This is a genomic window from Gemmata obscuriglobus (genome assembly GCF_008065095.1).
Taxonomy (GTDB): domain Bacteria; phylum Planctomycetota; class Planctomycetia; order Gemmatales; family Gemmataceae; genus Gemmata; species Gemmata obscuriglobus.
In genome coordinates, this window is record NZ_CP042911.1 from 2,576,251 (window position 1) to 2,588,860 (window position 12,610).

At 71.6% G+C, this 12,610-nt stretch carries 9 protein-coding genes; 7 read left to right on the forward strand and 2 right to left on the reverse strand.

Translation table 11 applies throughout. The annotated features are described in order from the left end of the window. The first annotated feature begins 190 nt into the window (after positions 1-190). Positions 191-2,254, forward strand: a complete 2,064-nt coding sequence (locus tag GobsT_RS10710) for a LamG domain-containing protein (protein WP_010050462.1) — start codon at positions 191-193, stop codon at positions 2,252-2,254. Between the two features lie 138 nt (positions 2,255-2,392). On the opposite strand, the gene GobsT_RS10715 is transcribed toward GobsT_RS10710, so the two are convergent. Next, positions 2,393-3,595 carry a hypothetical protein gene (locus GobsT_RS10715; protein ID WP_010049323.1) on the reverse strand — a complete coding sequence of 401 codons (1,203 nt, stop codon included), beginning with the start codon at positions 3,593-3,595 and terminating at the stop codon, positions 2,393-2,395. Positions 3,596-3,764: 169 nt separating this feature from the next. Between GobsT_RS10715 and GobsT_RS10720 the strand changes: the two genes are divergently transcribed. The 4 genes from GobsT_RS10720 (at position 3,765) to GobsT_RS10735 (ending at position 10,176) form a co-directional block, all read left to right on the forward strand. Continuing rightward, positions 3,765-4,391 (forward strand): RNA polymerase sigma factor, encoded by a 627-nt coding sequence (locus tag GobsT_RS10720; protein ID WP_010049325.1) that lies wholly within the window; start codon positions 3,765-3,767, stop codon positions 4,389-4,391. Between the two features lie 96 nt (positions 4,392-4,487). Beyond that, entirely contained in the window at positions 4,488-8,036 is a 3,549-nt protein-coding gene (locus tag GobsT_RS10725; protein ID WP_010049326.1) for a WD40 repeat domain-containing serine/threonine protein kinase, read from the forward strand. Positions 8,037-8,351: 315 nt separating this feature from the next. Further along, positions 8,352-8,741, forward strand: coding sequence for an RNA recognition motif domain-containing protein (locus GobsT_RS10730; protein WP_010049327.1), 390 nt, complete (start codon positions 8,352-8,354; stop codon positions 8,739-8,741). A gap of 388 nt (positions 8,742-9,129) precedes the next feature. Next, positions 9,130-10,176 (forward strand): MBL fold metallo-hydrolase, encoded by a 1,047-nt coding sequence (locus tag GobsT_RS10735; RefSeq protein WP_109571155.1) that lies wholly within the window; start codon positions 9,130-9,132, stop codon positions 10,174-10,176. Positions 10,177-10,300: 124 nt separating this feature from the next. Here the strand turns inward: GobsT_RS10735 and GobsT_RS10740 are convergent, their stop codons facing one another. Continuing rightward, positions 10,301-10,768 (reverse strand): hypothetical protein, encoded by a 468-nt coding sequence (locus GobsT_RS10740; RefSeq protein ID WP_010052238.1) that lies wholly within the window; start codon positions 10,766-10,768, stop codon positions 10,301-10,303. A gap of 139 nt (positions 10,769-10,907) precedes the next feature. Here GobsT_RS10740 and purE point away from each other — a divergent pair, with 139 nt between their 5' ends. Further along, positions 10,908-11,453: a 5-(carboxyamino)imidazole ribonucleotide mutase gene (purE, locus tag GobsT_RS10745; RefSeq protein WP_010052236.1), complete on the forward strand. Its 546-nt coding sequence runs from the start codon at positions 10,908-10,910 to the stop codon at positions 11,451-11,453. Between the two features lie 25 nt (positions 11,454-11,478). Continuing rightward, the gene (locus GobsT_RS10750) at positions 11,479-12,579 is read left to right on the forward strand and encodes a 5-(carboxyamino)imidazole ribonucleotide synthase (RefSeq protein ID WP_010052234.1); all 1,101 of its coding nucleotides are present in this window, start codon (positions 11,479-11,481) and stop codon (positions 12,577-12,579) included. Positions 12,580-12,610: the final 31 nt, after the last annotated feature.

Consider the following 12,610-nt stretch of genomic DNA (forward strand, 5'->3'; position numbering starts at 1 on the left):
CTTTCATGGTACGCGCGGCCGCGCCGGCACTCAACAACGAAGCCGCGGCGGTGAAGGCTCGGGGTTTCGGTGCGGGTGTCGCGTTCCGCGTCGCGGCCCCTCGGCCGCGACGGTCCAATTCGGTGGCCCGTCACCCGTGTTAAACGGTAAGATGTGCCCTGTCCGCGCGCCACCGCACGAGGTTCCATCGATGTCGATCGAGTTCGCCTGCCCGACTTGTAGCGGCACGCTGCGCGTGGACGACGAATCCGCCGGCCGGTCGATCCGGTGCGGCGCGTGCTTGACCACGCTCCGGGTGCCGGACGCGGCGGCCGCGAATGCGGCGGCGGACGGGTTCCCGGAGCCCTCTGCGGCGGCCCCGAGTCCGGACGACCCGTTCGGGGGAACTCCGGAACCGCTGGCGGCGGTGCCGGTGTCCCGCCCTCGCGCCCGCGCCCGCACCGACCGCGACCGTGAACCGGATCGGGACCCCGACCGCCCGCGCCGTCGGCGCCGGCCGCCGCCCCCGCCCGGGCGCGGCCCGCTGTTTTGGCTGGCCCTCGTGGCCGGGTTGGGCGCGTTACTGGTTTCCCTGTGCTGCGGCGGGCTGTACGTCGCGGTCCCGGGGGCGAAGTGGCGCGACCACCGGTCCGACAACGGCGGGTTCAAGGTGGAACTGCCGGCCGCGCCCCGCAAGGACATGGACCAGATCGCCGGGAACAACCCCGATCCGAACATGACCACGGAGGGCACCATCCTGTTCCGGGCGCTCGAGGAGTACGCGATCGTCTACGGCAACATCTCCCCGCAAGAGCGCCAACTGCTGAGCGACAAGGACCGCATCGACGCGGCGGTCCAGGCGATGAAGACCAGCGGCGAGGTGCGGTCGATCGTGAGCCAGAAGGAGATCACGGTGAACGGGTTCCCGGGCCGCGAGGTGGAGTTCAGCGGCCAGGGCGGGGGGCACTACGGGGTTCGCGTCGTCATCGCGGAGAGCCGGGTGTACGTGCTGGTGGCCGGGGGCAAGTTGACCCAGCCGGGCAACGCGAACGTGCGCCGGTTCCTGGACTCGTTCGAGATCACCGACCCGGCGCTGAAAGTGGCGGGGCAGAAGCGGATCGACGCCGAACGGGCGCGTGTGACCGCCGCCGAGCGCGCGCGCGCCGAGGTCGAACGAGCGACTCGGGCACGCGAGCAGCAGGACGCACGGAACGCGAGCCTGGCGGCGGCTCGCGAAACGCTTGCAGTGGCCGAGGGAGAGCAGCGCGAGGTGTTCCTTGCGATCGAGGCCGCCGCCCGTCGGCAGCGCGACATCGGCGCCGCTGGCGAACTGAGTACCGAAACCACCATCGACCTGGGAGAGGTGGCCCAGCGGGCGGCGATCGAGGCCCTCAAGGCCGTTCGGACCGGGGCCGAAGGGGCCGCGGCGGCGGCCCTTGCGATCGGGGAGCGCGAGAGGCGGTTCGCGGCGTTCGTGGCCGGTCCGGGGCGGTACACCGGGCGCCCGCCGGAACTGCCCGCCGAGCCGGCGCTGCGGCTCACGTTCGACGGCACCGCCGAGCAGCGCGTAACCGCCGCGCCGGACGGCAAGCGGTTCCCGGTGCCGGCCGGCGCGGCGTTCGCCGAAGGGCCGAGCGGCACCGCCCTCTACCTGCCCCCCGGCACCCGGGCAGATCTGATCGCGCTGCCCCCGGTCGGGAAGCTCACGCGCGGGTCGGCGCTCACCGTTTCGGCGTGGGTGAAGACCACGGCCCCGGACATTGAGGTGTTCCGGTTCGGGTGCCAGGGCAAAGCCCGCTGGGACACGCTCTCGGTGCGCGTCACCGGGACGCTGACGTACGTGCAAGAGATCGACGGCCTACCGGAGCGGTTCGCCAAACTCACCGCGCCCTCGATCGCGGACGGCCGCTGGCACCACGTCGCGGTCACGCGCGAGGAGGTCGCCGCGCCCCGGCGCGGCGAGCAAACGACCTTTTACGTGGACGGCAAGCAGGTGGGGCGGTCCGTCGGGGCCGGCGGACCGGATCGGACGGCGGCGTTCTGTCCGCTGGCCCTGGGTATTCCACCGGTGAAACGCCCCGTCGTACCGGGTGGGATCGTCGGACCGGGCGGCCCGCCTGTGCCGGGGAGCGTTATCGTTCTCGACGACGTGCAGAACTTCGCGGTTGATGAGGTGTGCGTGTTCGCGGAGGCGCTGAGTGAGTCCGCCGTCCGCAAACTCGCCGGGGTGCCCTCGCTTCCGGTGGCGCCGGCCCCGCGGCCCGCAGGCAAGTGACTTCTACCACTCGCGATTGAAAAGTATCGGTGATGGGGGTCACACCCGCCGGCTGACACCGGCGGTTCGACTGTGGCTCGTCGAACCGCCGGTGTCAGCCGGCGGGTGTGACCCACGTCGCTGCCGAACGGTTACTCTTCAAGCGGGATTTGGTATCACGCCCCCCTTCGCGGCGATCAGGCTCGCGAGGAACCCGACCGAGTCGCCGCGGGACTTCGCCGCGTCCGCCAGCGCGCCGTAGTCGCCGACCCGGCGCGCCAGCTCGTTCACCCCGGGGCAGATCAGGTTGCGGTCGTCCTCCGCGAGCAGGAACTGCTTCGCGGCGTTGAGCGCGTCCCGTGAGCGGCCCGCTTTGAGAAGCAGGTTCACGTACACCTGGGCCGCGTAGGTCGCCCCCTCGGCGGCCTCGCGCGCGGCCTTGGCCGCGAACCGCGCGAGGCCCTCCTCCACCTGCTCGCCCGCGATCACGTTGAGGTAAGCGAGGTAGTCGTCGTAGTTCTCCTCGAACGGCGCGTCGTTGTGCCCCTGAAGGTTCGGCGCGAGCTTGCGCCCGTAGGCGCACAGCCCGCGGGCGCAGTCGAGCGCCGGGCCGGGCGCGAGGTGCGTGCTCATCTGCACCACGCTCGACAGGTGCGACGTGTCGATGTGGTACGCGTCCTCGGCGAACAGGTCCGGGTGCAACTCGACCAGCCGCGCCACCGGGAGCGGTTCGGTGAGCGCCACGCCCCGCGCCGTCAGGTCGCTCGTGAGGCGCTCGGTGAGTTGGGCGTGGAGTGCCGTCGCCAGCCGCGCCACGCAGTAGTCCCGCAGGTCCGCGTTCGCGCCCAGGTCGGACCCGCTCACCATCGTGATGGCCGAACAGATGCCGTGCCGGTCGAGCACGAGGTCGAATCCCTTCTTCGGCAGCACCCCGCCCTGCCACGCCACCTCAATGACCGGGTACACGTCGTCGTCCGGCCCGGGCGCGTACGCGGCCAGCGCCGCGCGCACCGGCTCGGGCTCGTCGAGCATGCGGAAGAACGCCCACGCCTTTGAGAACTCCTTGCGCTCCAGGAGCAGCCCGCCGACGTGGCGCGCGGCGGCGCGGATGGCGTCCTCGTAGGGCGCGTGGGTGTGCGCCGGGAGGTCGCCCGCCGCGCCGGTCGGGAACGGGGACACGCCGAGCCCGATGCGCGCTTTCATCAGCAGCGCGTAGAACAGCCCCTGGAAGTCCTCGGCGGCGCGCAGCTCGGCGATCAGCTCGTCGACCGCGGCGGCCGGGCCGTGGGCCGCGAGGGTCGCGGTGAGTTTGTCGAGGGCGGCGCCGCCGAGCGCGGGCGCGGGTTCTGCGGGGTCGTACATGGGAACGGTTCCGGCGCACCGGCGCGGGCGGGGTGGTAGGTTAACCCAGTGTAGCGAGAACGCCGAACCGAAAGAAGCCGGCGCGGGCTGCGACCCTTTCGGGTGCGCGGGCGGGCCGTTAGAATGATTCGGCCCTTTTCGCGTGTACTCATCGCCCGGGAGCGCTGGTATGAGCGCCGACTCCGCCGACACGACGCGCGTGACGCTGCTCCACCGGCTCCACCAGAACCCGGCCGACCAGCTCTCGTGGGGCGAGTTCTTTCGCACCTACAGCCCCGCCATCCGCGGGTGGCTGCTGCACTGGGGGCTCCAGGAGGCCGACGCCCAGGACGTGGCGCAGAACGTCCTGATGCGGCTCACGAAGAAGCTCCCGCAGTTCAAGTACGACCCGTCGAAGAGCTTCCGCGGGTGGCTCAAGACGCTGACGCACCACGCCTGGCACGACTTCGTCACGGAGGCCGGGTACCGGACCCGCGGGAGCGGCGACACCAGCGTCCTCGACCAGCTCCAGTCGGTCGAGGCGCGGGAGGACCTCGCCGCCCGGGTCGAAGCGACGTTCGACCGGGAGCTGCTGGAAATGGCACTGGTGCGCGCCCGCGAGCGGGTGGCCGAGAACACCTGGCTGGCGTTCAAGCTGTCGGCGCTGGACGGCGTGGCCCCGCAAACGGTGGCGGACCAGGTCGGCATCCGGGTGTCGCAGGTGTACCTCGCGAAGCACCGGGTGCAGAAGCTCGTTCAGGAAGAGATCCGGGCGCTCGAAGGGGCGGACGGCGAGGACGAGCCCCGCCGCTCGTGAGGCGCGACCGCTTCCGCGGCGCGAGACTTGACGCCACCGGTCGGGCTGAAGCCGACGCCACCCCCTGCCTTCGTACCCCCACCCGACACCTCTCCCATGCCCGACTGCCCTGACGACACCGAACTGGCCGGGTTCCTCAACGATTCGCTCGGGCCGGAGCGGGGCGCGTGCGTGTCGGGCCACGTGGACGGGTGCCCCGCGTGCCAGGCCCGGCTCGACCGGCTCACCGAGCAGACCAGCGGGGCCGTGGCCCGGTACCGCGAGCGGCCCCTGACGGAGCTGCCCGACGCGCGCTCGGGGGACGGCGCGCCGCACGCGGAGGCGGACACGCAGATCGTCGGCGCCCGGCCGGCGGTCGCGGTGTTCGGCGGCCCGCCGCCGGTGCCCGGGTTCGAGGTGCTCGGCGAGATCGGCCGCGGCGGCATGGGCGTCGTGTTCAAGGCCCGGCACCGGCGGCTCAACCGGCTGGTGGCGCTCAAGATGATCCTCTCCGGCGCCCCCGACGGCCGCGCGACGCAGCGGTTCCTCTTCGAGGGCGAGGTGCTCGCCCGGGTTCGGCACCCGCAGGTGGTGACCGTGTTCGAGGTGGGCACCTACGAGGGGCCGAACCGCCTCCCGGTGCCGTACCTCGCGATGGAACTGCTCGAGGGCGGGTCGCTCGGGAGCCGGCTCCGCGCGGCCCACGAGGGGGCGGCCGAGCGGTTCAGCCCGCGCGCCGCCGCCGAACTGCTCGAAGGGCTGGCCCGGGCGGTCCACGTCGCGCACCTCCAGGGCGTCGTTCACCGCGACCTGAAGCCGGGCAACATTCTGTTCAGTGCGGACGACGGCGGGGCGGTGAAAACGGACGGCGTGTCCGGTTCGGCCACGCTTTCCACGCCTTACCCAGCGTTTCGGCCCAAGGTCACCGATTTCGGGCTCGCGAAACTCACACGGGACTCCGGGGCCGACCTGACGCAGACGGGGCAGGTGCTCGGGACCCCGCAGTACATGGCCCCCGAGCAGGCGGCCGGCGCGCGCCAGATCGGCCCCGCGGCGGACGTGTACGCGCTGGGCGCGATCCTGTTCGAGTGCCTCGCCGGGCGCCCCCCGTTCGTCGGCACCGAGCCGATGAGCGTCATGCTCCGGGTGCTCAACGACCCGCCGCCGGACGTGCGCGCGCTGCGGCCGGACGTGCCCCGCGACCTGGCGGCGGTCGTGGCGACGTGCCTCGCGAAGGCGCCGGAGCGCCGGTACGCCTCGGCCGAGGCGCTCGCGGACGACCTGCGCCGGTTCCTCGACGGGCGCCCCACCCAGGCGCGGCCGGTTACGAACCTGGAGCGGCTGTGGCTTTTGGCCCGGCGCAACCCGGCGGTCGCGGGGCTGCTGGCGGCGCTGGCGGTCACGCTGACCGCCGGGTTCGTGGCCGTGGCGGCGCTGTGGGTGCGGGCCGAGGAGCGGGCGCGGACCGAAGCGGGGCTGCGGGCGTTCGCGCAAGCGGCCGGCGCGCAGGCGCAAGAGGAGCAGCGGCTCGCCCAGGAGGCCCGCGCCCGCGCCGTGGCCGAGGTCGGGCAGCGCCAGCGGCACGAGGCCCGACTGGAGTTCGCCCGCGCGGTCGAGTGGTGCGAGGACGGGCGCGTGGCGGACGGGCTCGAACTGTTCGTGCGGGCCGTCGAACTCGCCGAAGCCACCGGCGACGCCGCCCTCGCCCGGGTCGCGCGGGTCAACCTCGCGGCGTGGGGGCGCGAGCTGCCGAAGCCGCCGCGCCGGTTCAGGCACACCGAGCAGCCGCGGCTGGCGGCGTTCCACCCGGACGGCAAACACATGGTGTCCGCCGGGCGCGGCCGCGAGCTGTACCTCTGGGACCTGGGGACCGGGGCGCGGGTCCGGACGTACCGGCCCTCGTTCGACCCGGTCGGCCTGTTGCCCCAAAAGCCGGTCTACTGGACCGTGGGCGTCAGCCCGGACGGGCGCCTCGTCGCCGCGGGCGGCACCGACGGGGGCGTCACCCTGTGGGAGGCGGACCCGAGCGGACCGGCCGCGGCCCCCTCTCTCGCGCACTTCAAACTGCCCGCCCCGAACGTGCCCGGGGTGTCCGAAGTGAACCTGTGGACCCTGGCGTTCACGGGGCCCCGCGCGCTCTGGACCAACGACGGCGCGAACGGGCTGCGGCGGTGGAACGTGACCGACCCGAAGAAGCCGACGAGCGAGCGGTTCGTTCCGGGGGGCGGGGAGAACGCTTCGACACTTCAGATCCTGGCCGCGTCCCCGGACGGGCGCGCGCTGTACACCGGGGACCGGGCCGGCCGGGTGCGGGCGTGGGACGCCGCGACCGGGGCCGAGCGGCGGAGCTGGCACGTGCGGGGGTGGGTCACCGACGTGGCGGTTTCGCCCGACGGCACCCGCTTGGCCGCGGTCGGGACCGGCGGCACCGTGTCGGTTCTCGATCTCACGGCAGAGCCGAAGGACGACCCGAACGGGGAGAAACGGGTGCTCGAGTTGAGCCTGGCGGGGGCGTACGGGAACGGGGTCGCGTTCGCGCCGGCGGGGCCGCAACTGGTGGCGTCCGACGGGGACGGCAACGTGCGGTGCTGGCACCGCGAGACCGGCCAGCCGATGGGCCTCGCGCGGCAGTTCCACGGCGAGGTCACGCGGATGCGGTTCCGCCCGGGCTCGGGCGAGTTCGCCGTTCCCGCGGGCGATTCGGTGTACCTGTGTGCGGCCCCGGTTCTGTCCGGGGAACTGCTCTGGCCCGGGCGCAACTCCCGGACCCGCGGGCTGGACTTCGCGCCCGGCGGTGAGGCGCTGGTGATCGCGGACGAGCGGGGGTGCGGGGTGCTCGACCTGCGCACCCGGGTGGCGCGCGGGATCGCGCCGGACGACGAGGCCCTGGCCGTTCGGTTCGATCCGGACCCGGCGCGGGCGCGGGTGTTCCGCGGCCTGCGCGCCGGCTTCGACCTGCTCGCGCTGCCCGGGGGCGCCCGCACGCCGGGGGACCGAACGCACCGCATGCGGACGCCGCGGATCGAATTGCCGCGGAACGGGAGCGGCGTGTACATGCTGACCGCGCTCATGGTTGCCCGGTACGACCCGGTGTCCCTGAAGCGGACCGCGATCGGGCGCCCGACCGGCAAGATCCCGGCGGGTGTGGAACTGAGCGCGCTGGCGGTGCGCCCGGACGGGGGGGAGGTGTTCGTGTCCTTCGGCGACGGCGCCGCGGTTCTGAAGGGGGACACGCTCGCGCCGCTCCGCGAGTGGGCGATCGGAGACGAGGTGCTGGACGCCCGGTACACGCCGGACGGGGCGAAGATCCTGCTCGGCCGGCGGACCGGCGCCGCCGAGCTGCGCGACGCCCGGACCGGCACCCTTGTACTGCCCCCGATGCCGCACAAGGGCACGATCACGGGCGTGGCCGTGGCGCCGGACGGGGCCACGCTCGTGACCGCCAGCCGCGACGGCACGGCCCGGTTCTGGGACGCCGCCACCGGGCTCCCGTTGGGGCCGTCGCTGCTCCACGCCGGCCCGGTGACGCACGTCGCGTACGCGCCCGACGGCCGCCGCGTCGCCACCGGCACGGGGGCCGGGCACGTCACCTTGTGGGACGTGCCCCCGCCCCCGTTGGGCGGAACGGCCGACGAACTGAGAGCGGCATCCGGCACCGGGGAGTGATATTTTCGTCGGTGAAGTGAATTGGGCTTTTTTATTCTCATCGCGTAGCGTATTATTCCTTGACGGGTGGCGGGTGCCACCTACTCAGGAGCTACGAATCGCTTTGCTGCTATCTGCTTCGACACTTCTTGGTTCTTCGACTCTGAGCTACCCTCACAGCCTCCAAGACAGTCAAGCCGGCCTCGCAGAGTGTGTAGTGGGGCGTCCCCGCGCGTGAAGCCGCGTGGTGTGATCGTTCCCGGTCCGTTCCTGTCCTTTGCGCGGGGGTTCCGCGCGTGTCCTATGCGGGCAGCACGCCCAGAGTTTTGAAGACCTATGGCGAAGAAGTTGTACGTCGGTAACATCTCGTTCCAGACCACCAGCGACGACCTGATCCAGGCGTTCTCCCAGTACGGTACCGTGCTGGGCGCGCAGATCGTTGCCGACCGCGAAACCGGCCGCAGCCGCGGGTTCGCGTTCGTCGAAATGCACGACGGCGCGGAAGAGGCGATCGCGGCCCTGAACGGGGCCCAGCTCTCCGGCCGCACCCTGACCGTGAACGAAGCCAAGCCCCGCGAAGAGCGGCCGCGTAGCGGCGGCGGTGGTGGCTACGGCGGTGGCGGCGGCGGGTACGGCGGCGGCGGTGGTGGCTACGGCGGTGGCGGCGGCCGCAGCGGTGGTGGCTACGGCGGTGGCGGTGGTGGCGGCCGTCGCGGCGGCTACTAAGTCGCACGCGGCAAAATATTCCGGAACCCGTTCGATAAGTAGTATGTTCGCCCGCCCCTTCCGACGCAAGTGAAGGGGAAAGAAGGAACACGTTTCCGATCAGCCGGGGCCGGCGGCTCACTGGCTACTCCATCTCCTCCGCGCCTCGCGGCCCGTGTAGTCCACGGCCGCGACGTGTGAGCGGAAACCGACTCGCGGGACCAACGGGGAAGATTCCCGTTCGCCCGCAGCGCCGGTCCCGCGAGCGGTCGAGAGCGAGTAGTCGGCGAGGCGCCGGCCCTCGGTGCGTTTGCACGTCGCCGACTAACGTCTGCTGCCGCCCCACCCTTGCGGGTCGATCGCGCCTCGGTTAGGCTTCACCTCCCCGCCCACTTCAGGAAGCCTCATTATGCTGAAGCGATTTGCCCTTCTCGCCGTCGTCGGCTGCGCGCTCGCGCTGGCCGTGTACGCGGCCGCAGACAAACCGGCGGAAGGGGCCAAACAACTGCCCGTGCCGGAGATGAAGTTCAACGAGGTTAAGGAGATCGCGCCGGGCGTGTTCTTCCGCTACTCGTCCATCTCGGCCAACGACAAGAATATCCCGTTCGGCGGCAGCAACCACACCTGGGTCGTGTTCAAGGACTACGTGGTGGTGATCGACGCGAACTTCCCGAAGGAAGCCGCGGACGTGATCGCGGACATCAAGAAGACCACCAACAAGCCCATCAAGTACGTGCTGGACACGCACCACCACGGCGACCACGCCTACGGCAACGCGGTTTGGGCCAAGGAGGGGGCCAAGATCATCGCGCACACGAACGCGGCGCGGCTGATGAAGACCAACGGCCCGAAGCAGTGGGAGGAGGCCGCCAAGGACCGCAAGGACATCAAGGACAGCGAACTGAAGCAGGTGGACATCTCGTTCGACGACAAGTACGAGCTGAAGGACGACACACAGCACGTCGTGTTCATGCACTTCGGGCACATGCACACCGCCGGCGACGCGAGCGCCTACCTGCCCAAGCACAAGATCCTCTGCACCGGGGACGCGTGTGTGAACGGGGCGTTCAACTACATGGGGCACTCGAACTCGGCGAGCTGGATCAAGTGTCTGGAGGCGATGGACAAGCTCGACATCGACCTGATCTGCCCCGGGCACGGCAAGCCGGCCCGTAAGGACCTGCTCGCGAAGGAAACGCGCTACTTCACCGAACTGCGCGACGCGGTGAAAAAGGGCATCGACGCGAAGAAGTCCGTCGAGGAGATCACGAAGGGGTTGGACCTCGCGTGGTACAAGGAGTGGACCGGCGTGGGCGTGGTCGAAACCGACATGAACAAGGACAGCGTGAAGCACGTGTACAACGAGCTACAGGGCAAGATCGACCACGACCGGCTCGGGGCCACCTCCGCGCCGCTCAACTGGCGCCAGCCCCCGACCGGGATCGCGTCGCGCTAACGGCGGCGGGCCGTTTCTCGTAACGAGTCGGGCGGGTGGGGGCCGGGGCAACGTTGCTCACCCACCCGCCCGACTCGTTACGAACCATGCATCTTCCGACGGCAGGCGGGAGGCGCTCGACGTTTTAGCCGCCCATTGGCGCGAAGCCGCCGCCGTGGCGCTCGTTCAGCCCCGATTGGAGCGCCCGCAGCCGTTTCTTCGACTCCGCGGCGGCCCGGTTCGAGGTCGCGAACGCGTTGGCCATTTCCTTCGACCCCCGCAGCATCGCGGGGTCGCTGTCCACCATGTCGGCCCGCCGGAGCACTTCGGCCTCGCACCGGATCAGGTCCTGCACGGCCGCGACGAGCGCGTCGTCCACGCCTTCGGGGTTCAACCCGCGCAGCGCCTCGGTCTGGGTGCGCACCAGGCTCACGTACGCCGGTATGTCCTGGCCCGTGGGCTTCTGGGCCAGGATGCCGCTCACCTGGCCCCAGTAGGCGTGCGTCGGGGTGCGGTTCGCGGTCTCGGTCAGCGTGACCGGCTTGGTGAGGAAGCACCCGCACGCGAACACCACGACGCACACCGGAACCGCTCGAAGCGTGAACCCGCGCATGACCCGCCCCTGGCTTGTGTGAGAAGGCCGCCGCTATACCGCGCCGCCCCCCGGGCACAACCCCAAGCGCTTCCCGCGGGGCGCGTTCGCGATACAATCGCCGACTGAGCGCTCGCACCTTCCGACGGACCCGAACCCCATGACCGACGAGCACCCGACCCCGAACTCGCCGTCCTCCGCCAACCCGCCCCCGCGGGTGGGCATCATCATGGGGTCGCACTCGGACTGGAACACGATGCAGCACGCGGCCCGCGTGCTCACGGAACTGCAGATCCCGCACGAGGAGCGGGTGGTGTCCGCGCACCGCACCCCGGACCTGCTGTTCCGCTACGCCGAGCGGGCGGAGGAGCGGGGGCTGGAGGTGATCATCGCCGGGGCCGGGGGCGCGGCCCACCTGCCCGGGATGTGCGCCTCCAAGACCGTGCTCCCGGTGCTCGGCGTGCCGATCGAGTCCGCGGTCCTGCGGGGCGTCGATTCTTTGCTCTCGATCGTGCAGATGCCGTCCGGCGTGCCGGTCGGGACGCTGGCGATCGGCACCGCCGGCGCGGTCAACGCGGCGCTGCTCGCGGCCTCGATCCTGGCGGTTAACACCCCCGCGATTCGCGAGGCCCTGCGCACCTTCCGCAAGGTGCAAACGCAGAAGGTGCTTGACCACCCGAACCCGCGGCAGCCGGCCGCCTCCTGACGCGCGACTCAACACCCCCGGACCCATGAACCTTGGCATTCTCGGCGGCGGTCAACTGGGCCGCATGATCGCACTGGCCGGCTACCCACTCGGGGCGCGCGCGACCGTGCTGGAGCCCGGCACGAACTCGTCCGCGGGGCAGGTGTGCGCCCACCTCCCGGGCGAGTTCGACGACCTCCAGGCGCTGTACCGGCTCGCGCAGGCGTCCGACGTGGTGACGTTCGAGTTCGAGAACGTGCCGGTGGAGGCGGCGCGGTGGCTCGCGGAGCGCGTGCCGGTGTACCCGCCCCCCGGGGCGCTGGAGGTGTCGCAGGAGCGGCTCGCGGAGAAACAGTTCTTCCAGCGGCTCGGCATCCCGACGCCGCCGTTCGCGGCCATCGAGACGGAGGCCGACTTCCGCGCCGCGGTCGCCGAGATCGGGCTGCCCGCGGTGCTGAAGACGCGCCGGTTCGGCTACGACGGCAAGGGCCAGGCGGTGATCCGCACGCCGCAGGACGCCGACGCCGCGTGGCAGAAGCTCGGCGGCCGGCCACTGATCCTGGAAGGGTTCGTACCGTTCGACCGCGAACTGTCGCTGGTCGCGGTGCGCGGCCGCGACGGGCAAATTGTGACGTACCCGCTGATCGAGAACGTTCACCAGGACGGCATCCTGCACCGCTCGGTCGCGCCCGCGCCCGACCTGGGCGAAGAGCTGAGTGAGCGCGCCGCGGAGTTCGCGGCCCGCGTGCTGACCGAACTGAATTACGTCGGGGTGCTGACGATCGAGTGGTTCCAGGAGGGCGCGCGGCTGCTCGCGAACGAGATGGCGCCGCGGGTCCACAACTCCGGCCACTGGACGATCGAGGGGGCGCTGACGAGCCAGTTCGAGAACCACGTCCGCGCGGTGTGCGGGCTGCCGCTGGGGCGCGCCGACGCGGTGGGCTGTTCGGTGATGTACAACTTCATCGGCTCGGTGCCGCCGACGGAGCAGGTGCTGGCGAACCCGGACGCGCACCTGCACCTGTACGGCAAGGGGCCGCGCCCGGGCCGGAAGGTCGGGCACGTCACGTTACGCGCGGCGAGCGCGGCCGAGCTGCAAGAGAAGCTGCCCGAGTGGGACGCGCAGTTCGCCCGCGGCCCGCAGTGAGCGAAGGCGCGGCTTTGGGACTGCTGGCGGC

What these genes read in the sequence shown, in the direction of transcription:
- GobsT_RS10710 (WP_010050462.1), top strand. Translation starts at nt 191, where the DNA reads ATGTCGATCGAGTTCGCCTGCCCGACTTGTAGCGGCACGCTGCGCGTG.
- GobsT_RS10715 (WP_010049323.1), bottom strand. Translation starts at nt 3,595, where the DNA reads ATGTACGACCCCGCAGAACCCGCGCCCGCGCTCGGCGGCGCCGCCCTC.
- GobsT_RS10720 (WP_010049325.1), top strand. Translation starts at nt 3,765, where the DNA reads ATGAGCGCCGACTCCGCCGACACGACGCGCGTGACGCTGCTCCACCGG.
- GobsT_RS10725 (WP_010049326.1), top strand. Translation starts at nt 4,488, where the DNA reads ATGCCCGACTGCCCTGACGACACCGAACTGGCCGGGTTCCTCAACGAT.
- GobsT_RS10730 (WP_010049327.1), top strand. Translation starts at nt 8,352, where the DNA reads ATGGCGAAGAAGTTGTACGTCGGTAACATCTCGTTCCAGACCACCAGC.
- GobsT_RS10735 (WP_109571155.1), top strand. Translation starts at nt 9,130, where the DNA reads ATGCTGAAGCGATTTGCCCTTCTCGCCGTCGTCGGCTGCGCGCTCGCG.
- GobsT_RS10740 (WP_010052238.1), bottom strand. Translation starts at nt 10,768, where the DNA reads ATGCGCGGGTTCACGCTTCGAGCGGTTCCGGTGTGCGTCGTGGTGTTC.
- purE (WP_010052236.1), top strand. Translation starts at nt 10,908, where the DNA reads ATGACCGACGAGCACCCGACCCCGAACTCGCCGTCCTCCGCCAACCCG.
- GobsT_RS10750 (WP_010052234.1), top strand. Translation starts at nt 11,479, where the DNA reads ATGAACCTTGGCATTCTCGGCGGCGGTCAACTGGGCCGCATGATCGCA.